This is a genomic window from uncultured Citricoccus sp. (assembly GCF_937871995.1).
Classification (GTDB): domain Bacteria; phylum Actinomycetota; class Actinomycetes; order Actinomycetales; family Micrococcaceae; genus Citricoccus.
In genome coordinates this window covers 35,749-62,519 of the sequence record NZ_CALMQR010000103.1, presented here as the reverse complement: position 1 = coordinate 62,519, position 26,771 = coordinate 35,749, and the positions used below count along the sequence as shown (strand labels likewise).

General features: G+C 63.7%; 24 protein-coding genes and 1 riboswitch. Of the genes, 4 read left to right on the top strand and 20 right to left on the bottom strand.

Annotated elements, in window-relative coordinates:
* Positions 1-257 precede the first annotated feature (257 nt).
* The 7 genes from Q0283_RS12520 to Q0283_RS12490 form a co-directional block, all read right to left on the bottom strand.
* Positions 258-800, bottom strand: coding sequence for a flavin reductase family protein (locus Q0283_RS12520; protein WP_298044938.1), 543 nt, complete (start codon positions 798-800; stop codon positions 258-260).
* A gap of 109 nt (positions 801-909) precedes the next feature.
* On the bottom strand, positions 910-1,461 hold the full coding sequence (locus Q0283_RS12515) for an NAD(P)H-dependent oxidoreductase (protein WP_298044937.1): 552 nt from the start codon (positions 1,459-1,461) through the stop codon (positions 910-912).
* 89 nt (positions 1,462-1,550) lie between these two features.
* A complete protein-coding gene (locus Q0283_RS12510) occupies positions 1,551-2,489 on the bottom strand; it encodes an NAD(P)-dependent oxidoreductase (RefSeq protein ID WP_298044936.1) in 939 nt (312 codons plus the stop codon).
* Positions 2,490-2,688: 199 nt separating this feature from the next.
* Entirely contained in the window at positions 2,689-3,771 is a 1,083-nt protein-coding gene (locus tag Q0283_RS12505) for an LLM class flavin-dependent oxidoreductase (RefSeq protein ID WP_298044934.1), read from the bottom strand.
* Positions 3,772-3,838: 67 nt separating this feature from the next.
* The gene (locus Q0283_RS12500) at positions 3,839-5,239 is read right to left on the bottom strand and encodes a cytosine permease (RefSeq protein ID WP_298044932.1); all 1,401 of its coding nucleotides are present in this window, start codon (positions 5,237-5,239) and stop codon (positions 3,839-3,841) included.
* 207 nt (positions 5,240-5,446) lie between these two features.
* Positions 5,447-6,382: a cyclase family protein gene (locus Q0283_RS12495; RefSeq protein ID WP_298044930.1), complete on the bottom strand. Its 936-nt coding sequence runs from the start codon at positions 6,380-6,382 to the stop codon at positions 5,447-5,449.
* Complete coding sequence (locus tag Q0283_RS12490) at positions 6,379-6,684, bottom strand: Dabb family protein (protein ID WP_298044928.1); 306 nt, start codon at positions 6,682-6,684, stop codon at positions 6,379-6,381. Before Q0283_RS12490 ends, Q0283_RS12495 begins: the two co-directional genes overlap by 4 nt.
* A 162-nt stretch (positions 6,685-6,846) precedes the next feature.
* On the opposite strand from Q0283_RS12490, the gene Q0283_RS12485 reads away from it, so the two are divergent.
* Complete coding sequence (locus Q0283_RS12485; RefSeq protein WP_298044926.1) at positions 6,847-7,722, top strand: LysR family transcriptional regulator; 876 nt, start codon at positions 6,847-6,849, stop codon at positions 7,720-7,722.
* An 882-nt stretch (positions 7,723-8,604) separates the two neighbouring features.
* Here the strand turns inward: Q0283_RS12485 and Q0283_RS12480 are convergent.
* The 8 genes from Q0283_RS12480 to Q0283_RS12445 form a co-directional block, all read right to left on the bottom strand.
* A complete protein-coding gene (locus Q0283_RS12480; protein WP_366134464.1) occupies positions 8,605-9,381 on the bottom strand; it encodes an HD domain-containing protein in 777 nt (258 codons plus the stop codon).
* Between the two features lie 136 nt (positions 9,382-9,517).
* Complete coding sequence (locus tag Q0283_RS12475) at positions 9,518-11,530, bottom strand: acetoacetate--CoA ligase (RefSeq protein WP_298044923.1); 2,013 nt, start codon at positions 11,528-11,530, stop codon at positions 9,518-9,520.
* Entirely contained in the window at positions 11,527-12,474 is a 948-nt protein-coding gene (locus Q0283_RS12470) for an HAD-IIA family hydrolase (RefSeq protein WP_298044920.1), read from the bottom strand. Before Q0283_RS12470 ends, Q0283_RS12475 begins: the two co-directional genes overlap by 4 nt.
* Positions 12,471-14,048 carry a hypothetical protein gene (locus tag Q0283_RS12465; protein WP_298044918.1) on the bottom strand — a complete coding sequence of 526 codons (1,578 nt, stop codon included), beginning with the start codon at positions 14,046-14,048 and terminating at the stop codon, positions 12,471-12,473. Before Q0283_RS12465 ends, Q0283_RS12470 begins: the two co-directional genes overlap by 4 nt.
* Positions 14,045-15,448, bottom strand: coding sequence for a biotin carboxylase N-terminal domain-containing protein (locus Q0283_RS12460; RefSeq protein WP_298044916.1), 1,404 nt, complete (start codon positions 15,446-15,448; stop codon positions 14,045-14,047). Before Q0283_RS12460 ends, Q0283_RS12465 begins: the two co-directional genes overlap by 4 nt.
* Positions 15,445-15,702: an acetyl-CoA carboxylase gene (locus tag Q0283_RS12455; RefSeq protein WP_298044914.1), complete on the bottom strand. Its 258-nt coding sequence runs from the start codon at positions 15,700-15,702 to the stop codon at positions 15,445-15,447. Before Q0283_RS12455 ends, Q0283_RS12460 begins: the two co-directional genes overlap by 4 nt.
* Before the next feature lie 281 nt (positions 15,703-15,983).
* Positions 15,984-17,090, bottom strand: coding sequence for a PEP/pyruvate-binding domain-containing protein (locus tag Q0283_RS12450; protein ID WP_298044912.1), 1,107 nt, complete (start codon positions 17,088-17,090; stop codon positions 15,984-15,986).
* Positions 17,090-18,955 (bottom strand): PEP-utilizing enzyme, encoded by a 1,866-nt coding sequence (locus tag Q0283_RS12445; RefSeq protein ID WP_298044910.1) that lies wholly within the window; start codon positions 18,953-18,955, stop codon positions 17,090-17,092. The genes Q0283_RS12450 and Q0283_RS12445 overlap by 1 nt, the downstream gene beginning before the upstream one ends.
* A 161-nt stretch (positions 18,956-19,116) precedes the next feature.
* Here Q0283_RS12445 and Q0283_RS12440 point away from each other — a divergent pair, with 161 nt between their 5' ends.
* A complete protein-coding gene (locus tag Q0283_RS12440; protein ID WP_298044908.1) occupies positions 19,117-19,887 on the top strand; it encodes a helix-turn-helix domain-containing protein in 771 nt (256 codons plus the stop codon).
* Positions 19,887-20,678 carry an IclR family transcriptional regulator gene (locus Q0283_RS12435; RefSeq protein WP_298044904.1) on the top strand — a complete coding sequence of 264 codons (792 nt, stop codon included), beginning with the start codon at positions 19,887-19,889 and terminating at the stop codon, positions 20,676-20,678. The genes Q0283_RS12440 and Q0283_RS12435 overlap by 1 nt, the downstream gene beginning before the upstream one ends.
* A gap of 277 nt (positions 20,679-20,955) precedes the next feature.
* Here Q0283_RS12435 and moeB read toward each other — a convergent pair whose 3' ends face one another.
* From moeB to Q0283_RS12410, 5 genes are all read right to left on the bottom strand, one after another.
* A complete protein-coding gene (gene moeB / locus Q0283_RS12430) occupies positions 20,956-22,140 on the bottom strand; it encodes a molybdopterin-synthase adenylyltransferase MoeB (RefSeq protein ID WP_298044902.1) in 1,185 nt (394 codons plus the stop codon).
* Positions 22,137-22,976 (bottom strand): thiazole synthase, encoded by an 840-nt coding sequence (locus Q0283_RS12425; protein WP_298044900.1) that lies wholly within the window; start codon positions 22,974-22,976, stop codon positions 22,137-22,139. The genes moeB and Q0283_RS12425 overlap by 4 nt, the downstream gene beginning before the upstream one ends.
* A 3-nt stretch (positions 22,977-22,979) precedes the next feature.
* Complete coding sequence (thiS, locus tag Q0283_RS12420; protein ID WP_298044899.1) at positions 22,980-23,219, bottom strand: sulfur carrier protein ThiS; 240 nt, start codon at positions 23,217-23,219, stop codon at positions 22,980-22,982.
* Between the two features lie 3 nt (positions 23,220-23,222).
* On the bottom strand, positions 23,223-24,530 hold the full coding sequence (gene thiO, locus Q0283_RS12415; RefSeq protein WP_298044897.1) for a glycine oxidase ThiO: 1,308 nt from the start codon (positions 24,528-24,530) through the stop codon (positions 23,223-23,225).
* Positions 24,524-24,625: riboswitch (TPP riboswitch) on the bottom strand. (Overlaps the previous gene by 7 nt.)
* 367 nt (positions 24,626-24,992) lie before the next feature.
* Complete coding sequence (locus Q0283_RS12410) at positions 24,993-25,769, bottom strand: IclR family transcriptional regulator (protein ID WP_298044895.1); 777 nt, start codon at positions 25,767-25,769, stop codon at positions 24,993-24,995.
* Between the two features lie 176 nt (positions 25,770-25,945).
* Between Q0283_RS12410 and Q0283_RS12405 the strand changes: the two genes are divergently transcribed.
* Positions 25,946-26,767, top strand: a complete 822-nt coding sequence (locus Q0283_RS12405) for an Asp/Glu racemase (protein ID WP_298044894.1) — start codon at positions 25,946-25,948, stop codon at positions 26,765-26,767.
* Positions 26,768-26,771 lie beyond the last annotated feature (4 nt).

Below are 26,771 nucleotides of genomic sequence, written 5' to 3'. Positions count from 1 at the left end.
AATTCACGAACCGCGCCATTTGACCCATGCGCGTGACCCGGTTGATGAGCGCCGTACCGGGGGTCCCACGACGGGCGCGCCGCGGAAGGAGGTCCTGGCGCAGTTCGCCCGAATGCATGTGTGGCACCGGAGAGTCGATGCAGTTAGGAATGTTCACTGCTGTTGTTCGTCGCTGATAGTGACGGATGATCGTCATGCCTTCCCGAAGGCGTGAAGGAGTAGAGCCTGCACGTTCTTGGAGCTGGGGCGTGGACGGTTTATTCCAGGTCGAACGACGTCTCGGTCGCGAACTCGCGAAACCGCGAGCCGTGCCAGAGCAGGGGGTCGGTATTCTCGTCCACGCCCATTCGGGTGACATGAAGGAGGATCATCCAGTGGTCGCCAGCGTCGGTTTCACTGAAGAGGCGGGTTTCAAGCCACATTGCAGCGTCTTCAATGTAGACGGCACCAGATTGGTTCACTTCAACGGCTACCCGCTCGAAACGCTTAGCCCGGTCCTTGCCGGCAAGCTGGCGGGTAAGCGGGCCCTGCCCAGTGGCGAAGATGGACACGCCGATGGTTTCGGCTCGGCGGACGATGGGCCAGGACTGAGAGTTCTTCTGCACGGCCACGGCCACCAGGCACGGGTTGAGGGAGACACCGACCATGAAGGATGAGACCACCAGGGCGTGCTTCTCACCGGCGTAGTCGACTGATAGGACTGACACCCCGGATGGGAACTGCGCAAAGGTCCTGCGCACCAGCGCTTCGTCATCGTGGAAGTCGTTCACCTTGGTGGCGCCCTCCGTGGTTACTGCCATGCGTTGCCTTGTTACCGACATGATGTGTTTCCTTCCTCCGGGTTTTGCCTTCAATCCCCATCTGAAACCTGTTCCAATCTGACGTGGGTCCGTGCCCGGCGCTGGATGCTCAGGGGATTGCTTTCTCCGTGGTGGCGTTGATGATGTGCAGGGACTGACCCACGGCGTGGCTGATTGTGCTCAGCAGGCCTTCGCGGGCGGTGTACCCGTCAAAGTCGGCGTTCTCGGCGAACACGCCTGTAGGAAGTGCAATCGCCTGGAAGAAGGAGAAGAGGGGCCGTAGCTGGTGATCGATAGTCAGCGAGTGGGAGATATTGCCGCCGATGGCGGAGAGGAACACTGGGGTACCCGTCAATGCGTCCTGGGGCACGAAATCGAAAAAGTGCTTGAAGAGGCCGGGGTAGGCAGCCCTGTAGGTGGGGGTGCTAACAACGATCAGATCGGCGTTCTCCACGGCCTCGAGTGCTCTGGCGGCGTTCTCTCCAACTCCTTTCCTGGAGAGCGCGCATCCGAGTTCAGCACCGATCTCGCTCATGAGTACGCGACGCTCGGAGAACTCCAGGTGAATGGCCAACTCCTGCACGATGGCATCGAGCAGGGCCGTGGTCTTGGAGGGCTCGTGCGGGCTGGCGGACAGCGAGACGAGGTTCAGGGCGGTCATCAGAAGTGCTTTCTTTCTGTCATGGTGTCCCTGCGTTGACTGCGGGTACGTGAGTCCAGCCGGTTGAACAGAACTCGACCGACAACAGGTCAGGATGTGGGTTCGAAGGCGGGGACGTCTCGTTCGGTGTGGTTGGTGATGGCGTCAGCAAAGGCTTTGATGCCTGCCTTTAGTGAGACCTGCGGTTCGAAGTCGAGATCCCGTCGGGCCGCGCTGATCTTGAACGGTTCTTGCCAGTCATAGAGAGGATCACTTCCCGGGCCAATGGAGATCTTGGCTTCCGGCAATATGGACCGGACCTGCTCTGCCACAGCCGAAAAGGTCATGTACTCGCCACCGTTGATGTTGTAGGTGCTTTGGACGGGACCGGTGGCGTTCAGAGCAAGAACAATCGCCTGGGCAGCATCCTCGATGTGAAGGTACTGAGTGGGGAAGTCGCTTCCCCTTTCGAACACGGTTTCCTTGCCCTCCATCGCGTCGTTGATCATGGTGCCAAGAGCGCAGACGGTGTTTCGTCCCGGTCCCCACACCGCGGCAAGACGCAGATTCACCGTCGTGATCCCGTAGGTACACCCGTAAGCGACAATGAGGTCTTCACTGGCCGCCTTCGTCGCCCCATAGACGGTCGTGGGGTGCGGAACCACCTCTTCTGTGGTTGGTGCTGAGGTGGGGCCTACAGCACTGACCGAGGAGCAGAAAACAAACCGGTCGATGGAGTGAACCCGTGCGACCTCGAGAAGGTTCGCGGTTCCACCCACATTGGCGGCGATGACGGCCGCCGGATTGTCCTGACCCAGCATCGGACCGGAGTAACCGGCGCAGTGGGCGATCGCATCGAACCCATGTCGTGCTGCGAGATCATGCAGCCGATGGGTATCACGCACATCACAGTCCACGACATCGTGACCGTCTATTGTTCCGGCGTTCTGATCTATAGCCACGTACTCCAGACCGTCGCTTCGCAACTTTCGGGCTACGGCCCGCCCGACGAATCCGGCCCCTCCGGTCAAGAGGATCTTCACAGCCATGATGACTCCATTTCTTTTGTGGAAAGGCGAGTTGGGAGTAAGTCCGGCCGTTTCCCCTCAGATGCGGCGGGGGTGACGAGCTGCTGTTCTATTGCCCCGATAGGGAACAAAGACGCTGACTTCCGGTTAGGAGTGGCGAGGCTTCCAGGCGGCCTGAATTGCGTGGTGCCATGCTCAGGCCGCCTGGCAAGAGGTGGACCTAGGCGGGCTGAAGCACGCTGGTCTTTTCGCGGACCAAGGGCAAGATCTTCTCGCCGAAGGCCTTAAGGTCAGGCACCCAATCGACGAAAGTCATGAGCATGCCCGGAATTTTGAAGTCGCGATCGACCGAGATGATCTTCTCCGCCACGGTCTCGTAGGAGCCGTGCAGTACCGGGAAGCTCATAAATGTCGCGTTACCGACTTCCGGGTCCGCTGTCAGGCCATCAAGGAAGTGCTTGCTCGTTCCACCGGTCTGCGGGTCCATCGCGGCGCTGCCCATGACGTTCTTGATGGCTTCATGGTCAGCGTTCTCAACAAGTTCATCCACTCGGGCCTGGGCCTTCTCGTCGGTTTCAGCTGCAATAATTTGGTACAGCGGCAACGTTCCGACCTTGCGCCCGGCCTCCTTAGCCATGTCCTGGACGGGCTTCACGATTTGCGGGAGCAGCTCTCGGTCGGCGAACACGAAGTTGTAGTCCGAGTACTCCGCGGTGTACTTCTGCCCCCGTGGAGATTGCCCTGCTGTGACGATGGGAATGTAGCGGCCCGGGGTCGGAAACATAGTTGCGTCGTCGAGCTGGAAGAACTCGCCCTTGTAGGTGACTCGGCCATCGCGCCACAAGGCGCGCATGATTTCGACGTACTCGGCAGCGTAGTCGTACCGGCGGTCGTAGTAGTCCTCTCCGGGCCACATGCCCATCGGCTCGTATTCCGGAGCGTTCCACCCGGTAACCAGGTTCACTCCGGCGCGGCCCTTGGCGATGTCATTGAACGTGGCGATCTGGCGGGCCGCAATGGCCGGGTGGAGACCGAGCACCGGGACCGTGGCGAACAGTTCAATCTCGCTGGTCCTAGCCGCTAGGCCTGAGGCCAAGTTGATTGAATCGAGGCACCCATCCCAATAACCGGTTGATCCCCCAAATCCCCGGTACTTGATCATCGAAAGAATGAAGTCCAGGCCCATCCCTTCGGCCTCTTGGGTGATGTCCAGCATGTACTGGAATGAAGGTTCGAACTGGGGGGCCGCGTTCGACAGAAGATAGCCATTCTGACCATTTGGAAGAAAAACGCCGAGTTTCATTGATGTCTCCTAATGGGGATAGGGGGGGATATACGCGCCAGTCTGCGCGTCGGGGAGAGCGGTTCTTTTAGGAAGGCGCGTTCTGCGCAAGTTCGGACCTTGGGGTTGACTGAGCGGGCACGATGAGTGCCGTGCGCTGCCCCAATGTCACGCTCAGCACGGCATACAGTCCGCTCGCGAGTACGACGGTGGCGATGGGGCCCCAGGTGATTCCCCAGGGGAACGCGCTGGTGAGAATGATCCCCGCTGCGGTGGCCACTATCCACGCGGTCATACCGGGGGTGCTAAAGCGACGGTAGTGCTCGTCTTGGAGCATGCCGTGTTCTGGCTTGCGTGACCGGTTCATGTAGATGTGAGTGAGGGCGATGGAGATCCACCCTGTGACCAGAACGCCCTGCCAGGCGAGAGCGATCAACAGATACTCGACGATGGGCAGAAGCATCAGCGCGAAGATGATTGCTGACGAGAGCAGCACCCAGAAAGCGGCCGGGAGCCTGACTTTGAACAGGCGTTCTCCGAACTCCTGCAAGTTGGCTGCACCGATGTAATAATTGGCGGTGTTGATGCGGGTTTGGAAGACCAGGACCAGCAGGAGTCCGAGGATTCCCATCATGCCCACCAGGCCACCGGCTATGCCGGTCTCGGACGCATCCACCCCGGGGATCGTGAACGTGATGAAAATTCCGACCACGGCGTTCAGGCCGTAGGTGATGGTCCAGAACGGCCAAGTGAAGGTGGCCCGGACATGGAACTTGGTGTCCTTACGCTTTCCTAGTGCCGCGTAGTCCATGGTGTACATGAGCAGCACCCAAACGCCCATGTATGCGGCGAACGTAGCGAGCCAGCCCGGACCGCCCCCTGATAGCGGTAGGGGAGTATCGGGGCCTTGGGTCAGCCAGGTGTCGGTGAATCCGTACTGCACACCGGCCCACACCACGACGACGATCAACCCGATGAAGTAAAGCGGCATTAGCCATCCGTTGAACTTATCCAGGAAACGCCGCACGCCGCCGAGGATCAGTGGTGTGGAGTAGGCCACGACGAAGAGACTCCAGAACCAGGTTTCCCCACCGAAGGCAGCCTGGAAGGAGTGCACCACGATGACACCTTCGAACACTGAGTAATACATTGCCGTCAGCGCCAGGATGATGCTCGTGATCACCGTGCCAGACTTGCCCAAGATGGTGCGCGAAAAGCGCACCACCGTAGCGCGGTTGTTGAGAGAGTATTTAGTGAGAACGCGGTTGATCAGACTGTAGACGACGATCGTCAATGCGATGCCAATGAGCGCATCTCGGGTGCCGTAAGCCATGGCCATGGCTGCACCGATGTACAGCATGAAAATTGCGCTGCTGATGGCCCAGAAAGCCATCATTAGTGACCATTTGCCCATTTGATCGTCGTCAGGACCTGATCGGTACAGGGCGTCGGTCACCTCGATAGTGTCGTTGGTGCCTTTGAGATCCATAGCTTCCCCTTAGGAAGTGAGAACGCGTCTCCGTGCGATCGACTGTGACAGATCACGTTCTCTTGGTAGATGATTCCCCATCGGCTTGAGGGTTCGTGTGCAGACCTGGTGGATCCACTAGAACGCCTGAGGCCGCCTCCGCTTGGTGGGTCGTTCGGGCCCGGCCGGGCCCGAACGACCTGTCTGTGCCGGTCGCGTTGGAGCTGGTCAGATCAGCTTCATGGCGAGCGGACGGATAGGGGCACCCGTGGCGCCCTTTAACCGGATGGGGGCAGCGATCACACATAATTCGCTGACATCATCGGTCGACAGCTCCTCGAGGTTCAGGAGCTCGATCATGGGAACACCGGCCTCGGTGAGGAAGTGTCCGTGTCCAGGAAGCCAGTTGTCCTCGTGCTCACTGGGACCAACCTCGACGCATTCCTGATCCGCGCCGATGATGCTGATCCCTTGCGCCGTGAGCCACCGAGCGGCATCCAGGCCAAGCCCCGGGGGATTACCCAGAGTCTTCGTGCCGTCGGGCCAGTAGGACATTCGCCCGGTCCGAACGAAGACCACGTCGCCTTGTTCGATTGTCAGGCCGGTGCGCTGCAGTTCGCTCTGGATATCGTCGACTGTGATGGCGTAAGAGTCGTCGAGACACTGCACGCCCTTGAGCTTGGCGATGTCCAGCAGGATCGTCCGAGCGATGATCGGGGGAATGACATCGGCTCCGCCCTTGGTCCATGCCCTGCTTCCGAGGTGGTCCTTTGCAGTGAAGCCGTTGTAGATCTCACCATCGACACCGAAGTGGTTCAGCGCATCGATGTGGGTGCCGGTGTGCGTGTAGAGGAAGACGACGTCACCGGAGTAGCAGACATGTCGGTTGATCTCAGCGCCCACTCCATTGAGGTTGTCGACAACCGTCCCGTCGGGGGTGTGACTCATAAAGATTTGATACGACGGGTCACCGGCTCCCTGAAAGCTGGGCATTCCGACGAAGTAGTCGACACTTAGGTCGTAGACCTTCGAGGAATCGGCACGGCTGAGCGTTTTCGCCTGCTCGGTGGCGGCCAGGGCGTTCAAGGCACCGAGTTCGTCGTGCGATCCATACGGGCTCTTCCCGACCTGGATCCCTGCCTTGGCCTTCAGGTCCGCAGTCACTTCCGGCCCTCTTCTCGGACAAAGTCGACCACAGCCCGGCTGCGGACCATAGGAAGCAACTGCCCCACAATCTCCTCGTGGAACGGGTCCGTGGAGTACGCTTCGAGGTCTTCCCAAGTGGCGAAGTCGGTGATCAGGGCCCCATCCCAAGGTTCACCGTTCTCATTCGGTTCCCCCTGATGTCCGCCGACCTCCCAGCTGTTGATCATCGTGAGGCGATCCGAGAGCTGACCAAGCAGATCAAGGACCTCTGAGTTCTTTGCAGATTCGGCAACCTGCCACATGAATATATGCCTAATCAAAGCGTTCTCCTATCGACGTCAAACACTCGCGTTACGAACTTGTAAACGATATGTTTCGCTGTGTTTCACTCTGCTCTTGCCGTGAATCGAGTCTCATACAACGCCCATAAGAACGTCCAACACCTGGTTGTCATTTCATCTATCGATGGCGATCATGGATGGATGGAACTGCAGCAACTCCGCTATGTGGTCGCCGTGGCGGAGGAAGCCAACTTCACACGCGCCGCCGCCAAGTGCTTCGTGGTGCAATCTGCCCTGAGCCATCAGATCAAACGGCTCGAAGAGGAGTTGGGCGTAGCGCTGTTCAATCGCACCAGTAGACGCGTTGAACTCACCGCCGCGGGAGCAGCCTTCGTAGAAGAGGCGCGCTCAAGCCTGGAGCACGCAGAGCGGGCCGCCGTGGAAGCCGCCGCAGCAGCAGGGCACATCAGGGGCCATTTGAGCGTGGGAGTCATCCCAACAGTGACAGCAATCGATATGCCGGCCGCCTTGAAAATCTTCCGCAAAGCTCACCCTCAAGTGCACATTTCCCTGCAGGTCGCCGGGAGTCATGAGCTTGAAGCAGCCATCTCAAGCGGCGCCGTTGATATTGGCTTGTTGGGCCTCCCTCAGCACCGGCGACCGCGCGGTGTCGCCTGGCGCCACCTCATGTCGGATGAGTCTGTTGCGGTCGTTAGCAGTGCCCACCCTCTGGCTGGCGGTCGGCAGTTACGGCTCGCGGACCTCGCGGAGGAGGTCTTTGCCGATTTCCCGGCCGGGACACCAGTACGCATCGAGAGCGATCAAGCATTTACCGCGATAGGCATCAACCGCAACGTGGCCTTCGAGTCCATTGCCATCGATCTAATCATCGCTCTAGTCCAAGAGGATCTTGCAATCACGCTTCTTCCGTCCAAGTACGTTGACCACCACCCCGACCTAGTGAGCGTTCCGATCGCAGGCGGCCCAACGCGCAGCGAGTATCTCGCGTGGAGTAACTTCAATCCCAGCCCCGCCACCCAGGCCTTTCTGCAGATTGTCGGCGCGACCGACAACTAACCAGCTAGGCCTCATGTCATGAAGCTGCCTGCCTCACTCGGAAGCCGAGCGATGCCGATTACCCAACGATGTGCAACGCTTCGTTCAGCTGGAACTGAAGCGCATACATTCATGCGGACTCCGAAGCATTGCCGCGTGGAGTGACCGACCACTCAGCCTCTCGGGGAACACAGCAGCGGGATGGTGCAGCATCCGATCCTCCTCGTCCCTCCACGGCCCAAAACGCCATCCTGAGGCACCCAGATCATCCATGAGGCCGATCGATCGGTCTGACGAAGGTCAATCCTTAGACGTGTCGTCCTCACCTGCCACACACTGGAGCTAGCACATTGTGTGGCTCAGGGCACACCCAGAAGCTCGCTACGGACCTACAGGAGGATTCCATGAGCACCGTCGCGCCCTGGCCTGCTGCTTCGCACAGAAGGTGCTCACTGATCGGCAATCACCGAGGAAACGGATAACGTACTTTCCCATCAGACCATGACATGTTCACGTCAGATGCGAATACGCCAGTCTGGACGAATCCCCCGCGATGGAGGCGGCGCTGCCGCTTTCCTGGGACACCTTCGGTCGTCCATGGGGATCTGTCTTTGGACGGGTGGGCATCAGACCGCCCCCGACCTGGGCTTGCGTGAGGTTCTCATCGGAATTCGCGTCCTCTGCGAAGTTTTCGCACTCTACGCGAACGACTTTCCCGGAGTAGAAAGCTTCTGACCAGCCCCGCAGCCGGATAACCAGCGGAGTACGCCGGTCCCGAATACGTCAGGGCAGCACTATGGTCTCGCGTACCCGCTGGATAAAACGCGTGACTGTGGCAATGGGGCACGATCCCATGCCGATACTGAGATGGGTACCGACGAGGTGGGGTGGAGGCTGCAGGATTCAGATTCTTGACGTCCGGAGCAGGCCGCGGTGGCGTGCCAGGTCGTTTCGGGCGATCTGGACAGCAGCTTCGGTGATCAACTCGGGGACATAGAGGGCTTCCACATGATCCATGTAACCGGTTACCTCCATCCCGGTCCATTGCGTGGAAAGTGCGATGCCTGGGCCGTCGAAGCGCCAGAGCCGGTCGGCATCTCGCACGAGGGCATCTTCGAGGGAGTAGGCGACATGTCGGGTGTCGTGCCCGTCGATGATCTCGCAAACACGCGCGATGAAGTCCCTGTCATATCCCAGGGCGCTCAGGACGCGGCGGGCCACGGCGCATCCATGGACTTCGTGCTCGAACCGGATGAGTTCTTTGCGCCAGTCACCGCTTCCGCGGAATCCCTCGCTAATGAGCCGGGACTGATCCACGTGTGCCCATCCGGTGTCATGGAGGATGATCGCAACCAGGACGAGGTCGCGATCGGCCTGAGGGTAGGCATCGCATAGGCGTGCCGCGTATGCCGCGGAAATCGGCAAGTGCACGTCGTTAGCCCGGGACCGCAGCTCCGGATCAATGGACCGCCACAGGGCGTCGTACCCAGTGGACGGTGTTAACATAATCGGCGCGGTATTGACCGGACCGGACGGTGGGATCGGCACCTCGGGATAGGCTGCAGCGAACGCCAGGGCCCGCGGATCCTCACCGTGGGCGGTGGGATCCACGGCCATCCGCGCGGCGACCTCGTCGGAAATGTCCTGGGCCTGCTGGGCGTGCTGTTCAGTCGTACTCACGTCATCACCTCATGTTCCACGGGCGGTCAAAATAGCAAAGGGCCCTCGGTGCTGGGCACGCGGGCCCGGGGCCGTGCGTTCAGGCAACAGCCCCGAACCCCACCGACCCCACCGGCCCGGGCGCCTGTCAGCATGGTCAGGGTTCTCGGGGCTGGCGCTGATACTGGCGTGCTTGCCGAATGAACCAGTCGAGGGCCTCGGGGTTGGCCAACGAACCGGGATTGATCACGGCCTGCGGGGCATGCCCGAAGAACAGTCGTTTGATCGGGACCTCAATTTTCTTTCCGGCATGGGTCACCGGCAGGGCAGGGACTTTCAAGACTTCATCGGGGACATGCCGGGCACTCGTGCGGGCCCTAATGGTCGAGGCGATCCGAGCCGTGAGTTCCTCGGACAGGGTAACCCCGTCCTTCAGGACCACGAAGAGGGGCATGTAGTACCCGCCGTTGGATTCTTCGACGCCGATGACCAGCGCCTCGACCACTTCTGGCACGTGCTGCACGGCGGCGTAGATATCCGCGCTACCCAGGCGCACCCCCTGCCGGTTCAGGGTGGCATCGGAGCGTCCGTGCACGATGAAACCACCCCAGGAGGATTCGGTGATCCAGTCACCCTGAGCCCAGGCCCCGGGGAACTTCTCGAAGTACGCGCTGCGGTAGCGGGAACCGTCCGGGTCACCCCAGAACGCCACGGGCATGGAGGGCATGGGGCGAGTCACCACGAGGTCGCCGACCTCGTCCGTGACGCGCACACCCTCCTCGTTCCACGCCTGGACGGCCACCCCGAGTAGAGGGCCCTGGAGGTACCCCAATCGGACGGGCTCGAGTGGATTGGACCCGATGAACCCGGAGCAGATATCCGTGCCCCCAGTGTCGGACCCCAAATGCACGTCAGCTTTGACCTCGTCGTGGACCCACTGCCAGGTCGACTCCGGTAACGGAGATCCCGTGGAGAGGATCGCCCGGAGCCGGGACAGGTCCCAATCCTGCCCTGGGTGCACCTCGGCCTTCTGCGCCAGACTCAGGTACGCGGCGCCGGTGGCGAACATGGTAGCCCCGGTCTGCGCGATGATCTGAAACTGCCGGTCCTTGCGCCCATAGGTGGGGGAGCCGGCATAGGTGACGACCGAGGCCCCCACCATGAGGTTGTTGACCAGGGTGTTCCACACCATCCAGGAGGTATTGGCCGCCACGTAGTACAAGTCACCCGGGCCCATGTCCTGATTCAGCCCGCATCCCTTGGAGGCTTCCAGGGTCATGCCACCATGGCCGTGCACGATTCCCTTGGGGGCCCCGGTGGTGCCCGAGGAGAACAGCACCCACAACGGATGATCGAACGGCACCCGTTCAATAATGGGATCGACCGCGACCTCCGTCAGCTCGGCGAAGTCCACGGCGGGAAAATCGAAGGTGTCGGCAGAGACCTCCGGGTTTAGCTTCCTAACCACCACGGTGTGCTTGAGCGTGGGCAACCCGGTCCGGATGTCAGCCAGATGCTCGGTGCGATCAAACGTCTTGCCGTTGAACTGGTACCCATCCGTCCCGATGAGCACCGTCGGTTCCAACTGGGCCAGACGATCCAGGGTGGCCTGCGCGGACAGGTCGGGGGAGTTGATCGTCCACACCGCACCGATCGAGGCCGCGGCCAACAACCCGATGATCGCTTCCGGGATGTTGGGCAACACGGCCGCCACCCGGTCCCCGGGGCTCACACCGAGACCGCGGAGCTGCTGGGCCAGGGCCCCCACCCGGCCGGCGAGCTGGGCCCAGGTGATGTCCGTCCGCACGTCGTCTTCCCCGACGTCGACGATGGCCGGTGCATCCCTTAACCGCGGATCGTGGGCATGACGTAGGACGTTTTCGGCGAAATTCAATTTGGCGTGGGGATACCACACCGCCCCCGGCATCGCCTCGGTGGCCAGGGCGGGGCCCTCGAACCCCTCACCGAGATGACCGAAGTACCGCCACACGGCGTCCCAGAAGTCAGACAGCTCCGTGACCGACCACGACCACACCTGCCGGTAGTCCCGCAGGTGCACCCCGTGGTGCTCGCCCACCCAGCGCATGAAGTCCGTCAACCGGGCCTGGGCCACCTGCTGTTCGGAAGGCTGCCACGTCACCGGGGGCAGCGCGAGAGATGCCGTGCTCATGAAACCTCCGTCGGGGTCACAGGCGCCGTCTCCAGCAGGTCGGCCAACTCATCGAGAGAATCCAGGATCAGATCGGGGCGGTGTTCCGCCTCCACCAGGGCGGCATCCTGACGGGAGTGGGTCCCGGTGGTCACGAGCACTGCCATCGCCCCGTGCTGGCGGGCCATCAACGTCTCTAACTGCAGGTCATCTCCGACCACCAGCATCTGGTCCGCCTGAGTGTGGGTGCGGGAACAGATGGCCTGAAAGGCCTCCGCGGAGGGTTTGCCCAAGACCCGGTAGGGCCGGCCGGTGACATGCGTCAGCCCGGCGGCAATAAACCCGGACACCCCCACGTTCAACCGCTCATGAGAGGCAAAGGTCGGCGCCGCCGAGGTGGTGTACAGCTCGGCACCGGAGAGAATCACCTCCGAGGCCGCCACGATCTTGGACCGCACGAATTCGGTATCCCAACCGACCACAACCGCGGCCACCTCCCCGGCCCGGCCGGCCGCCGCCTCCTCCAACTCCACCAGGTCAATCCCGCGGGCACTAAGGGGTTCGGTCACCCCCGGACCCCCGAACGCGAGCACCCGTCCCCCCGGGTGCCGGTGAGCGATCGTCTCAGCGGCGACCACGGCCGGAGTCATCACCTGCTCATCACTCACCTCCAGACCCAGCTCGCGCAGGGTTGAGGCGATCGCCGCAGGGGTTTGAAACGACCCGTTGGTGAAGCAGACGAACTCACGCCCCGTGGCGCGAACGGCCTCCAACGCGCGGCGGGCCCCAGGCAGCACGGTGCCCCCATACCCACTGGGTTGGTCGGCCAACAGCAGACACCCGTCGACATCGAACATGACCGCGCGGACCTGCCCGATCTGCGCGGTACCATCCTCCGAGTCGGGCGCCGTCGTTGCTGGCGCGCCAGGGGAGAGTGCAACGGAAGTCTTCAAGGGGGTGTTCATGTTGTGCTCACCTTCTGCCCGCCCACCTGCTCGGTGGTGGGCCGGTCCGTACGCCGGTCCAACCGGATCTCTTGGGTACCGCGGCGCACATGCATCGACGTCCACCGTGGCAGGGCATGGGCGGCCCGGATGAAATCGGCCAACGACTCCACCCGTGGGGCAGGGTCCGCCGCCCACGTGGGAGCCGGCCCGGTGGCATGAACGGCCGCCAAGACATCCGGGGCCATGACCAGACGCAACAACAAGTCCTCATCGGACAGCTCCCGACCGGCCGTGCGGCTCTGCTCGGTACGGATCTGTTCCAGCGGGGCGTTGTGGGCTGGCTCGAAGTGCAGTTCCTTGGCCCGGGGCAGGGCCTGCACCCGTTCCACCACGCCCGGGTCGATGTCCCCGGCCGGGGTGCCGAAGTGGCCCAAGACGAAACGCACGACTTCATCCGGGATGCGGCTGTAGCGCTCCTGACCGGACTTTACGGCCAGAACATTCATCAACGCCTGGCTGCCGACGAACTGACTGAACGGGGTCACCATGATCGGGTACCCCAGCTCGGCCCGCACGCGACCGGATTCGGCGATCACGGCCGGAAGCGCATCCTCCATCCGCAATTCGGCGAGTTGGCGCTTAAGGGTGCCCATCATGCCCCCCGGAACCTGGTGGGCGTGCGGTGCCAGATCGTACGGCATGACCGGCCCGGCCGGCAACCCCTGGGACGAGGCGATCCGTTCGATGATGGCGGTTGCCCGAGCCAGGGCGTCCCGGTCGAGGACGTGGGGGATACCCGCGGCCTCCAGGTTGTCCGCCACGGACAGCAGGCCCGGCTGGGCCGTGCCATTCGACAGTGGCCCGATCCCGGTGTGCAGCGCGTCGACGCCCAGCTCGGCGGCCAGAATATAGTTCTGGGGCGCCTCCCCGGTCGTGCAGTGCCCGTGCAGTTCCAGCGGCTTGCCAACCACCGCCGCACGCAGCGCCGGCACCAACTGTGCGACCCGGTCGCGGGTGAGCAAACCCCCGGGGTCTTTGAGATAGACCGCGTCAATGCTCGCATCCCCGGCGAACTCGCGGGCGGCCTCGACATAACTGGCGTCGGTGTGCACCGGAGACTCGGTGAACGTGGTGGCCGCGACCACGGTCGCGAAACCCTCCTCCTTCGCCCAGCGGGCCACCATCCGGACCGCGGCAGAGTCGTTCATGGGATCGGCGATCTGCAACCGGTCCAGTCCATGCCGGGCCATCAACCGCAGCGCCAGGCGCATCACCGTTTCCGAGGCCCGCTCCCAGGACATGAAACGCATGCCGGTCGTGATCGCCGACAGGGCAGTGTCCCCGGCCGCCGCGCGCATCCGGGAGATCCGCTCCCACGGGTCCTCCCGGTGCGTCTTGGCGCCCATGAGCAGGTTGGTGGAACTGGTGAAGTCCAGCGCCGCGAAACCGACCTGCGCCAAATCAGTACCCAAGGCCTCCACCATGCCCGTCGTCAGACCGGTGGCTCCCCAGAGTGATTGGTTGCCATCACGCAACGAGGTATCCACGAAGCGAACGGGCCGGCGCCCCGTCGTGGTGTCGGAAGCGGTCATCGATCCGCCTTTCGCATCTCTGCCGTGGCCCGGGAGTGTTCTTCCCACAGGGGCCCGAACCACGTGGTGGGCACACCCCCGGCCCGGAAATCGGGGTGGTTCAGGACGTGTTCATGCAGGGGCAGCGTGGTGACCACCCCGTCGATGCGGGTCCGTCGGACGGCCGACTCCAACGCGCCAACGGCGGCAGCGCGGTCATGGGCTCGGACGATGAGCTTGGCCATGAGGCTGTCGTAGAACGGCGGGAAGGAGTACTCGTCGCGCAGGTGCGTATCGACCCGGATTCCGGGCCCGCGAGGCCACGACACCGTAGTGATCCGTCCGGGGGCCGGCCGGAAGTCCCGGTCCGGGTCCTCCGCATTCACCCGCACCTCGATCGCCGTCGCCGGGGGCACCGCCGGTACCTCGGGCAGTTGGGGGTCCAGGCCCAGCGCCAAGCGCAACTGGGCGGCGACCAGGTCAACGCCGAAGGCCTCCTCGGTCACCGGGTGTTCGACCTGGATGCGGGCATTGACCTCCAGGAAGATGACGTCCTCGGACTGGGTGTCCACCATGAACTCGATGGTCCCCGCCCCGCGGTAGCGCAACTCGCGGACCAACGCCCGGGACGCATCATGCAGTACCCGACGACGCTGCTCACTGAGCCCGGGGGCCGGGCATTCCTCAATGAGCTTCTGATGCCGGCGCTGCACCGAGCAGTCACGGTCACCGAAGATCAGCACCCCGCCGTCACCATCACCGAAGACCTGGACCTCCACGTGACGGGCCGCCCCGTAGTAGCGCTCCACGTACAGCTCGCCATTGCCGAACGCGGCGATGGCCTCGGCCGCAGCCTGGGGAGCCAACTGCACCAGCGTCTCGTAGTCCGGGGCTAACCGGATGCCGCGACCGCCACCGCCATAGACCGCCTTGACCAACAGGGGGTACCCCACGCTTTCACCCAGCCCCCGCAGGTGCTCGGCGTCGTGCGGGTCCACCACCGGTGCAGCCGCTGCCACCGGCACCCCGGCGGCGATGGCCACCTTGCGCGCACTGGATTTATCCCCGACCGCCCGCAGCGTTTCCGCCCGCGGACCAGCGAACGCGACGCCCTCGGCCTCGAGAATCTCCGTCAGCTCGGGTTGTTCACTGAGGAACCCGTACCCCGGGTGCACGACATCCGCACCGGATTGCAAAGCCGCTTGGGCTATGAACTCCGGTCGCAGATAGGACTGCGAGGCCTGGGCTGGACCGATGACGATGGTCTCATCCGCCAAGTGAGCCCCCACCGAGTCACGGTCGGCGGTGCTGACGGCCAGCACCGCACGAGCGCCGATGCGGTGGGCGGCCTCAATGACCCGCACGGCGATCTCTCCGCGATTGGCCACCAGGACGGTGGGCACCGTCGCCGGATCGCTCATGATCTCTCCGGTACGACGTAGAGCAGATCCTCACCGAACTCCACGGCCTGGGCATCAGCCACCGCGAAGGAGGACACGGTGCCGGCCACACCGGCCTGGACCGGGTTCATCAGCTTCATCACCTCGATGATCCCGATCGTGGAATCGGCCTCGACTCGATCCCCCTCCTGGACGAAGGGTGGTGCACCGGGGGAGGGGCTGCGGTAGAAGACCCCGACCATCGGGGAGGGCACCGCCGTCCCCGTGGTGTCCACCCCTGAGCCCCCCGTCCCCGACGGGGCTGGTTCGGCTACTGGTTCTGGTGTCGAGGCCGCGGGGGCCGGTGCGGAGGGAACCTCAGCTGGTGTGCTGACCTCCGTGGCCGGCCGGGTGGACCCGTTCGAACTGCCGTTCTCGGAGATTAAGTCACCCCGGGAGAGCCGGACGGAGACATCACCGTAGGTGATGGCGACGTTCTCAAAGCCCGCTCCATCCAGTTCGGTAACCAACTCCAGCAGATCACTCCAACTGGGCGTAGACCTCTCAGTGGCCACGGTCAGGCTCCCTTCGCGACGGCAGAGAGCAGATTCAGCATGCCGGTGGTCGCTCTCGGTGCCTTCGCCCGGGCGGCCTGCTCGTCCTTGCGCTTCTTCCAATTGGTCTCGGGCCGGGACTGCAGCAACATGATCGTGCTCGTGCCATCGGCGTTGCGTTCCAACGCCCACTCAATGTCCTGCGGTGTCCCGTAGTGCTTCTCCACCGCCATGGCGATGCGCGCCAGGTCAATCAGTTCCTCCTGCGTCAGACAGGCCTGCCCACGCCGCTCGGCGTCAACCTCGCGCAATTCAATGCCCGTCCCGGCGGCATTGACCACATACTCGTGGGCCTTGTCCGCGATCCGGGAATCCTTGATCGTCGGACCGATCTTGGATAACCAGTACTCATCGGGTGTGACCTCGCCGGAGACCACGGCCTGACCCAGCCCGTAGCTGGCATTGATGGCAATCACCGAGCGGTCCCCGGTCTTGGGACTAACCGTGAAGGTCACTCCCGCCACATCCGCGGTGGCCATCAACTGCACCGCCACGGAAATCCGAGAGGTCGCCGCGCCCTCAGCAGCATCCATCGAGGACCGGTAGGCGATGGCCTGCGGTGTGTAGAGACTGGCCCAGCACTCCCGGACCTTCTCCAGCACCGCGGTGACCCCGTTGACCCACAGGAACGTTTCCTGCTGGCCAGCAAAGGAAGCGGCATCCCCGTCCTCGTCGGTCGCCGAAGACCGCACCGCCACCGGGATCTGGACCTGGGAGGCGTCCAACCCGCGACGCTGTGCCGCGTGCCGGACCAGCTCCTCGTACGCCTCGGTGATCTGTGCTTCCATCGGTGCCGGCAACGGCCGATTCAGGATCATCTCCACGGCCCGGTCGTGGGCCCGTTGAAGTTCCTGCGGGCCGGCACCCTGCATTCCCTGCACCAGTGCCTGCAGATCTGCCCTCAGTTCAGAAGCATCACGGAAATCCTCGAACGCGTCCACGGTCACCGCGAACCCGTCCGGGACGGGCAGGCCGGCGTTGACCATCTCACCCAGGCTGGTGCACTTGCCCCCGACCGACTCCCGGTCCCCGGACCCCAGCTCGCTAAAGGGGCGAACATAGCGTGACATCAGTCCTGCTCCTCCAGAATCGTCACCGTGCCGGCATCGCCATCCACACGGATCAGCTGACCGGTCTTGATGTTGGACGTGCCGAATCCGACCCCGACCACCGCCGGCAGTTCGTACTCGCGGGACACGATGGCCGCGTGGCACATGATGCCGCCGATATCGGAGACCGCACCACGGATGCGTCCGAAGACCGGCGTCCAGCTCGGACTGGTCACCGGTGCCACGAGAATCTCTCCGTCCTGGACCGTGTCCAACTCATCGGGACGGTGCACCACCCGGGCGCGTCCCTCGGCGACCCCGGGAGAACCGGCGAAGCCCTCCAACACGGCGGAGGTCGAACCACCCTCCTGGGCGCGCAGCCACCGGTCCACGGTCTCCGGGGTGATACCCCACAGCATGATCGTCAGCGGTTCGTTGACCTCCCCGGGCACCGGGCCCAGGGCAGGCGGCGGGTTCCACGCGTCCAGCACCTTGTAGATCTCCCGGCGGCGCTGGATGATCGCCGGCCAGTGGTACCCACCCTGCGGAACGCCCCCGGCGCCCCAGGCCATCTGCAGATCAAAGAGCGCCTCCTCGACCTCAGCGCGCCGCAGGAAGAAGATGTCTTCCACGTCCGCCCAGAAACCCCACTCGACGAACTTCGCGCTGAACTCACGGACCTTGTTCCAAAAACCGGTCATGAACCAGTGCTCGACATAAAAGTTGTGGTTCTCCACGTACGGGAACACCGTGCGCGCCAACCCCAACGCGTCATCGAACGCGGGACGGTCCTGCTCCTCGAGCAGGTCCCGGTACCGTTCCACGATCTCGTCACGTTCGGCCTGGAGCCGGTCCAGCGGACGGGAGAGGTCCGCACCGTTGCGCAGCTGGTCGATGTAGTCACCGATGGCCTGGATGGGCAACGACATGTCATCGATCCAGCTGCGGTGGGAGTGATACATGCCCGAGCCGTAGGAGAAGTGGAACCACGGGTCCTTGGCCTCATCCAGTGCGGCCAGCCACTGCCGGCCCGCCTCCTGCTGGCCCAGGGCGGCCCGCAGCTCAGCCTCCGACGTGGCCGCCCGGACGGTATCGGACACCTCCAGGTTCTCGGCCAGGCGGGCCAGGTTGCGCAACTCATCATCCGGGCGGAACAGCAGTACGTCGATACCGGAGACCATCCGGGAGATGGTCTGATCATCGATCTCCGGGAAATGTTCCTTGCACAGCGTCAGAAACTGCAGGTACGCCGCATACCCGAGGTTCAAGAATTCCGAGTGCAGCGTCCAGATCTGATCCCCGGCCTCCAACAGGCGGTGGTAGCTGGCCAACAGCAGGTTGCCCTGGGTCGGGCCACGGTCCTCCAGGACCTTCTCGATGGGTTCGAACTCGCTGAGCTCGGGGACCTCAATCTCCCCGACGGAACGAATCGCCTCGGTGACGCGCGTCTCCCACTCCTTGTACAGCGTGTCCCAGTTCTGGAAGTAATACCCGGCCCGCTGAGCGAACTCCTCAGCCCGCCGAGCCTGCGTCTGCTCATCCGGGGCCGGCAGCGTCGACATGTACGTGTACCCATTGATGACCCGCACATCCAGACCCAACGCCGGCGGCAGCGCGAACACCCGCGCGTTCGTCACCCCGGTCCCGGTAAAGGACCCGTCAATGACCGCATGATCAAAGGGATACGACACCTCCGGGAAATGCAGCGAGTTCCGGAACCAAGTCTTCTGAGAGTCCTCCGCCCGCCGGGTTTCCAAGAACCGGTTGTGGTACGAATACATCTCTTCCCAGCCCTCGGCACCGGACGGCGTCTCAATCTCGTAGGGATCCGGGAAGCTCTTCTCGCTGCCTCGACGGGGCTCCTGGCTCGTGTCCATCTGCGTCATGGTGAGTCCTTTGCACTGAACGGGACGGGCCGACCGATCGCCTACGCGCGGACCGGACCCGGGGGGTGCACCCGAGCATGCTCCACTGTGACCCCTATCACCAGCTTGTTTTCCAAAGAATGAAAAACCATCCTTAGAGGGCACCGGAAAAAAGGAACGATATGACCACGTCCGCAGAACCCTCGACCGATACCACCGCCCTATCGGCGGTCACCGCCCTGGGGGCGAAATCCGTGGCCGAACGCGTCTTCACCGTGCTGTTGTCCTTCGACTCCGAACACCGCGCCCTGACACTCTCGGCCATCTCGCGCCGCACCAACCTGCCGGTCGCCACCGTGCACCGCCTGCTGCACAAGCTCGAAGGCATGGGCGCCCTGGAGAAGAACACGGGCGGCACGTACAGCATCGGACCCCTGATGTGGCGCATGGGCATCCTCGCCCGCAGTCACGACGTCATCGGGTATGGCGCCCGGCCCCTACTGATGTCCCTGAGCGCCCGTACCGAATCCGACGTCAGAGTGTTCAGTTACTTCGACGAGGCAGCCATGTGCGTCGACGAGATCCTCGCAGCCTCGATGGCCGCCGACCGGGGACTGGGGGAGATGCACCCCCTCAATGGAACCGCCGGCGGCATCGCCATCGCCGCACAACTTTCCCCGGAAACCCGGGCACGGCTCAGGCTGACCCGCCGCGGGCTGCAGGACCTCGAACAGCGCATCACCACGTCCCGTGAGCAGCGCTGCGTCATCCTCGAGGGCTCCGAGGCCGTGGAATACGCCGTACCCCTCGACGTCCATGATCGGCCCCCCATGTCGATCTCACTACGACACGAGAGGTCACCCCGTGCAGGAGGGCGAGACCACACCAGAATTGCCGCGCTGCAAAGTACCGCGCGGGCCCTCTCAACGCTCCTGAACGAAAGGCAGCGCTAATGCCTGCATTCACCGATGCACCCGGACTACCGCGATCGGTCGTCGCACGCGCGCTGTTGATCCTGGGACAGTTCAGCGTCGCGGCCCCCGCGCTGACCATCAGCGAGATCTCCCGCAGCACCGGACTGCCGGTGGCCACCGTCTTCAGGCTGCTCGGAGAACTCGAAGCCGGAGACTTCGTCGAACGTTCCTCCGGAGGGCGATACCGCCTCGGCAAGCGGCTCTGGGAAATGGGTCTGCTCACCCCCTTACACGGTCGGGTGCGAGAGACCGCTCTGCCCTTCCTGCTCAACCTGCAGTACAAGACCCGGCAAACCGTCCAGTTCGCCATCCCGGATGACCTCACGGCGCTCTACATCGAAAAACTCACGGACGAAGAATCCGTCCCTCTGCAGAGCCGCATCGGTGCCCGCATCCCGCTGCACGCCACCGGCCTCGGCAAGGCCATCCTGGCCTTCAGCGACACCCCAACCCAGGACCACATCCTGACTGCCCCCCTGGCCCAATTCACACCGCAGACCCAGACCAACCCCGACCAATTGACGTGTGAGCTCCACGCCATCCGTGAGCAGGGGTATGCCACCAGCGCCGAAGAGTACCTCCCCGGATCAACCTCCATTGCCGCACCTGTTCTCGTTGACGGAATCGTCCAAGCGGGCGTCGGCCTCGTCAACTACCAGCTCGACCCCAACCTGGAACGCTTCACAGAACCCCTTCTGCACGCCGCTCAAGGGATTAGCCAACGACTGCAAGAACTCGGCGAGCAAGACTTTCCCAGCCTCCACGCGTAGCGCCATGCCCCGTTAGTGCAATGAACTGGAACACCACAGAGTGACAGCGTGACAGAGTCTGTTACTGCGCTGCTAGGAGGCCTACACTCTAGTCCCGATCGCCAGAGACTACGGAGGCCTTCGCCCGGGAAGGCACGTTTTGTAAACCAGCTGGGCTGCCGTTAGTCCGTTTATACGTGTCCCAAGCCAGCGCCGGTTGTCCAGCTCTAGATCAATTGGTGCGGACAGCCGCGCGGCCCTTGATCGATGACGGTGGAAGTGTGGAGAGCACGTCGGTTCAGTAGGTGGGCTTGCCCGGTTCGACTTGATTCACCCAGGCGAGCACGCCGCCGTCGAGGTGGCGGAGACTTTCCTCCCGGTGGGCGAAGTAATCCCGCAGCTTGGTCAGGGCGGTGGCGGAGCGTGCCCCGGTCTTGCAGTGCAGCACGAGGTCGGTGCCACGGGCCCACCTGGGCAGGGCAGCCTCTCCATCGGCGATAAGTTGCTGCAGGGAGGCGGGTAACGCGCCTGGGATGCTGACCAGCTCTCGTTCCCATTCTTCGCGCACGTCCACCAGGGTGAAAGAAACCTCTCCGCGCTCTCGGCGCGCAAGTAGGTTTGCCAGCTCGAGGGCGGTGAGCGTCTCATGCGGGGCCACCTCGGTATCACCTGAGACCGTGCAGGTGAGATTGGGTTCGTGCACGGCCGTGACCGGGGCAGCGTCCGGATCCGGGGTGAGCTGCAGTTCCCGCCAGGTCATCATGAGTGCGTCGTGCATCAGGATGCGCCCGATCAGAGGCTGTCCGGTGCCGGTAATGAGCTTGATGGCTTCTGCGGTCATGACGGAACCGATCACGGCAGGAAGAACCCCCATCACTCCGCCTTCGGCGCAACTGGGCACCTCACCGGGCGGGGGCGCCTCGGGATAGAGATCCCGGTAAGTGGGTCCATGCCCGGCCCAGAACACGCTGACCTGTCCCTGAAAGCGCAGAATGGACCCCCACACGCAGGGGCGCCCGGTCAACGTTGTAGCGTCGCTGACCAGGTACCGCGTGGCGAAATTATCCGCCCCGTCCAGCACCAGGTCGTACTGACCCACCAAGTCCACGGCATTGTCTGCGGTCAAGCGGACGGGATGGACCTGCACTTGAACCTGTGGATTGAGACGGGCCACCGCGTCGGCCGCTGAATCCGTCTTGAGCCTGCCAACGTCGGCGACCGTATGAATCACCTGGCGTTGCAGATTGGACAGTGCCACCACGTCATCGTCGACAATGCCGAGCGTGCCGACCCCGGCGGCGGCCAGGTACTGCAGCGCTGGAGTTCCGAGTCCGCCGGCGCCGATGACGAGGACTCGGGCATTCTTGATTCGCTGTTGGCCGAGGAGCCCGATCTGGGGCAGAGACAGGTGACGGGCGTACCGTTCGAGCTCCTCGCCCGTCAGCTGCGGGCCGGGAGTTACGAGTGGAGGCAGCGGAGTCATCGGCTTGCCCCGGTGGGTGCCCAGTCTCCGCGCGCCACAGTCTCTGAGGCGTCGGTGGCGATCAGCCCGGTCGTGGGCGAGGACGCGACGGCGTGGCGGCGCGCGGGGATACGGCCGGCGCCGGCGGCTAGTCGTCCCGCGGCCACGGCATGGCGCATGGCCGTAGCCATCGCCACGGGGTCCTGGGCCCGGGTCACAGCGCTGGCCAGTAGCACGGCATCACACCCTAGTTCCATAGCCCAGGCGGCCTCGGAGGCGGTGCCGATGCCCGCGTCGAGGACCACAGGCACCCGGGCCCGAGAGGTGATGAGTTCAATGTTATGAGGGTTGAGAATGCCGAGTCCGGTGCCGATGGGTGCCCCCAGGGGCATGACGGCGGTCGCTCCCAGGTCCTCCAACCGGCGTGCAACGGCCGGGTCATCGGAGGTGTATGCGAAAACCTTGAAGCCTCGGGCGACCAACTGCTCGGTGGCCTCGAGCAACTCGGAGACGTCGGGCAACAAGGTGTCCTCGTCCGCGATGACCTCGAGCTTGACCCAATCGGTCTCCAAGGCCTCCCGACCCAGCTCCGCCGTCAGCACAGCGTCGCGGGCGGTATAACACCCGGCGGTGTTGGGCAAGACACGAATCCGGTTGCGTTCCAGCACCGAGAACAAACTGTCTCCCTGCCTGGGGGTGTAACGGCGCAGAGCCACCGTGGTCAATTCAGTCTCGGAAGCCCGCAGGGCCCGCTCCAGGGTGTGCAGAGAGCTCAAACCCCCGGTCCCCATAATCAACCGCGAGGACAACTCCACCTCGTCGAGAACGAACGGGTCTGGGCGTGCGGTGGTACCCACGTGTCAACCTCCCTGGACGGCGGTAATGATCTCGATGGTCTGGCCCTCGAGCACGGGAGTGCGAGACCACCGGCTACGGGGAACCACCGCGGCGTCGACCGCTACCGCCATACCCAGCCCGCCTCCGTCCAGCGGGCGTCCATCGCTGGCCAGGGGCCGAGCCGCGGTTTGGGAGACCAGATCAATGATGGTCGTGTCACCAGACACGACCCGGGGGGCGCCGTTGAGGGTGATGGTCGGCATCAACTACTCCTGTTCTCGGGTACACACGTGCGAAGGGGACACCACCTGACGGTCGAGGACCGACGGTTCGAAGCGCTGCGGGTCAGTGGCGGCAAGATGCGCGGCATCGATATCCGGTTCGGCTCCCGTCTCACCCGTGATCAACTGGGCGGCGAGGCGGGCGGCCAACGGGGCAAGGAGTACACCGTGGCGGAAATACCCGGTGGAGACCACCAGGCCGGGCACGAAGCCACCGCCGTGCCCACGAACACGGCCAAGGTAGGGCACGTCATCGGGTGTTCCGGGACGGGCCCGGGCCATGACCTCCATCAGCTCCAGATCGACGACCCCCGGCACCAGGGCCTGGGCGTCGCGCAGCAACCGGAACACTCCGCCGGCATTGGCTCCCGACTGGTCATCCTCGCGAGAAGTAGCCCCGATCACGACCGTGCCGTCCGTGCGCGGTACGAGATAGACCGCCACACCATGCACCAGGCCGCGGACGGTCCGCTCGATCAAAGGTCGCGCGCCCGGTGGGAGGCGAGCCCGGAGGATGTCGCCATGAACAGGACGCAGCGGCAGGCGGCAATTGGCCGGCAAACCCTCAAACCCCTCGGCGCCCAGGCCGGGGGCCAGAACGGTTTCAGCGGCCAATATCTGCTGCCCGTTGGCCAGCATGACACCGGCCACGGCCCCGCGTCTGTTCCGCAACAACGCCTTGGCCCGTTCGCGTCGCACACACCCCAGGCCGCCATCCGTACTCCCGTCTGGTGGCCTCGCGGTCCCGTCTTGACCGGTCAGGACCCTCAGTAATCCCGCCACCAACCGGCGAGGGTCGACCTGATGATCGGCGGGGGCACGGAACACGGCTGAAAGACGCGGTGACAGGGCCGGTTCAAGCGAACGGGCCTCGCCCAGGGGCAACTGCTCCACCGCCATGCCATGGCGTTGCTGTAACTGGCTCAGATCGGTGAGGCCCTGGCGGTCCGCGATATCGACACCGCACACCAAGGTCTCAGTGACCCGGTAACCGACGCTTTTCCCGGAGTCCCGTTCGAGGGTCTCGACGAAACCCGGGTATTCGGCGGCCGAGGCGCTCATCAGCGGATAGAGGGCCTGTTGCTGATACTGAACCTCGCTCACCGGGGCCAGCATCCCGGCAGCCGCCCTCGAAGCCCCTTCCCCCGGGGCTGGATCGATCACCACCACCGAGCGGCCGCGTCGACGCAGTTCCCAGGCAGTGGCCAGGCCAATCAGTCCGGCACCCACCACCGCGACATCGACTGCATCGATTGCGGGACGTGAAGAGACGGCAGGGTACGCAGCACTCACCGCATGTCCTTTCCTCCGGCGGCATGATCCGCATCAGGTGTGGCGGTCGGCTCTTAAGCCCTCTCAGCCCCGATGGGGCTCCCGCAGAACTCGCTGACTATTGGCAGCGTGCGCCCATCCTATCCCCGACTTCATCACCGGCAGACGAGTGCAACACCCGCCGAGCTCGGGTTGGTAAGCATGCCCCGGCCCATCTCAGAAGGGGCCGGGCGGGCCGATCGTCACCGTGGGGACGCGGGGGAGGGGCACCCATCGCACTAAAGGTTTGCCATCAAAAGCATGGGGTGGCCCGATGACCAGTCGCTCGGGTGGGCGGGTGCAATCACCGGGGTCAGGCCGACGGGGCCACCGGCGGCTGGGCAACCGAGGACGGATCCGCTTTTTGTGGTCTTAAGGCATAAAGCCCCGTGCGCAGGCGCGGCTCGCGAACCGAACCGGCCGACCTTCCAGCTAATAGGGGGCTTACGGCGTGGTCGCGTACCCCAGCGCGTTGCTCGCAGCACGCCCAGACCGAGCCACGATGGGCCCCAGCCGTTCAACATCGTCCGGCCCGACGCGTTGGGTGGGGAAACCCAGCCCGATTACTCCTGCCAGTTGACCGGTGTGGTTGAAGACCGGGGCGCTAATGGAACCGACGTCTTCGTGTCGCTCGCCGAACGCCGCGAAATAACCCATCTCCTGGGCTTGCTGACTCTGGGCGTCCAGTAGTTCCAGGCTTTGTGGAGTGAATTGCGTGAACCGATCGAGGGAAGAACCCACAAGGGCGTCCCTGGCCTCGGGATCGAAGGCCAAGAAGATCTTGCCGGGGGCTCCAGCATGAATGGGCATGACTTGACCGACCATGAAGGGGCGCATGACCACGTGGCGGGTCTCAGCGACCGCAACCACTGTTCTGAACGCACCGTCGCGCACGTAGAAGCACGCCGTCTCACCGGTTTCATCGCGAAGGTCTTGTAGCACCGGCCTGACCAACCGCACCACATCCAGTCCTAAAGTCCCGGGCGTAGCCCACCTGACCAGGCCGATCCCGATGCGGTATCGGTCGCCGTCGCGGTCCAGAAAACCCTCCCGCACCAAGTTTTGCACCAGGCGCTGGCACGTGCTGGGAGGAAGCCCGGTCAGACGCACGATCTGCTGCAGCGTGGGGTCCGGCTCCTCCACGGAGAAGCAGTTGAGGATCTCAGCGACCTTGTGCAACACCAAGATGGGGGTGGTCCCCGAACTCGACTCCGCAGCCATGCCTTTAATCCCCTGCTTTCCTCTGGCCAAGCCGCCATCCTATCCGTCGGGAAAGTCCGTAGGTCACGCACGTCACCTCGTGTGACCTAGTTGACATTCTACTCCGGAAGCCCACATTATGAGTTCGCGACCCAAGATGTGGGTCATGATCGTTCCCCTATATCTCTGGAGAAGCCTTGAGCATCCCTGAAATCGCCTGCGAAACCTCTGCTGTGGCAAAGCCGGAGGGTTTGTCGCGGATTGGCCTGATCGTCCCCAGCTCGAACACGACGATGGAGACCGAACTGCCCGAGCTGTTCCGCCGCCAGTCCGAGGCAACGGGTCACCGTTACACGTTCCATTCCGCGCGAGCCGGCATGAAGAACGTCAATAAGGAAGAGCTCCTGGCCATGGTGTCGAAGGCTGCCGACTGCGCCGCTTCGGTCTCCGACGCCGATGTGGACACCATCGCCTACGCCTGCCTGGTGGCCGTCATGGCCCAGGGCCCGAACGCGCACGTAGATTCCGAAGCCGTGCTCGCCCAGGCCGCCCAGGACAATGGACACCCGGCCGCCGTGACGAGCAGTGCCGGCGCGCTGGTGCGCACTTTGCAGGAGGCGGGCGTTCGCAAGGTCGCCATGGTCACGCCCTACATGAAGCCGCTGACGCAAATGGTTCGCGAGTACATCGAAGGTGCTGGCATTGAGGTCCTCGAGGCAGTGAGCCTGGAGGTCCCGGACAACCTGGCGGTCGGCCGTCTGGACCCGCAGAACCTTCCCGAGATCGCACGCAACCTTCAGCGGGAAGGTGCCGAAGCGATCATCCTGTCCGCGTGCGTGCAGATGCCCTCCCTGCCGGCCGTGCAAGCGGTCGAGGATGAACTGGGGCTTCCCGTTTTCACCGCAGCCACAGCCACGGCGTATGAAATCCTTAAGTCCCTGGGACACGAGCCCGCCATTGGTGGTGCCGGTGCACTGCTGTCCGGCGCCGGCATCAAGATCCCCGCCCCGGCAGAGTAGGTCG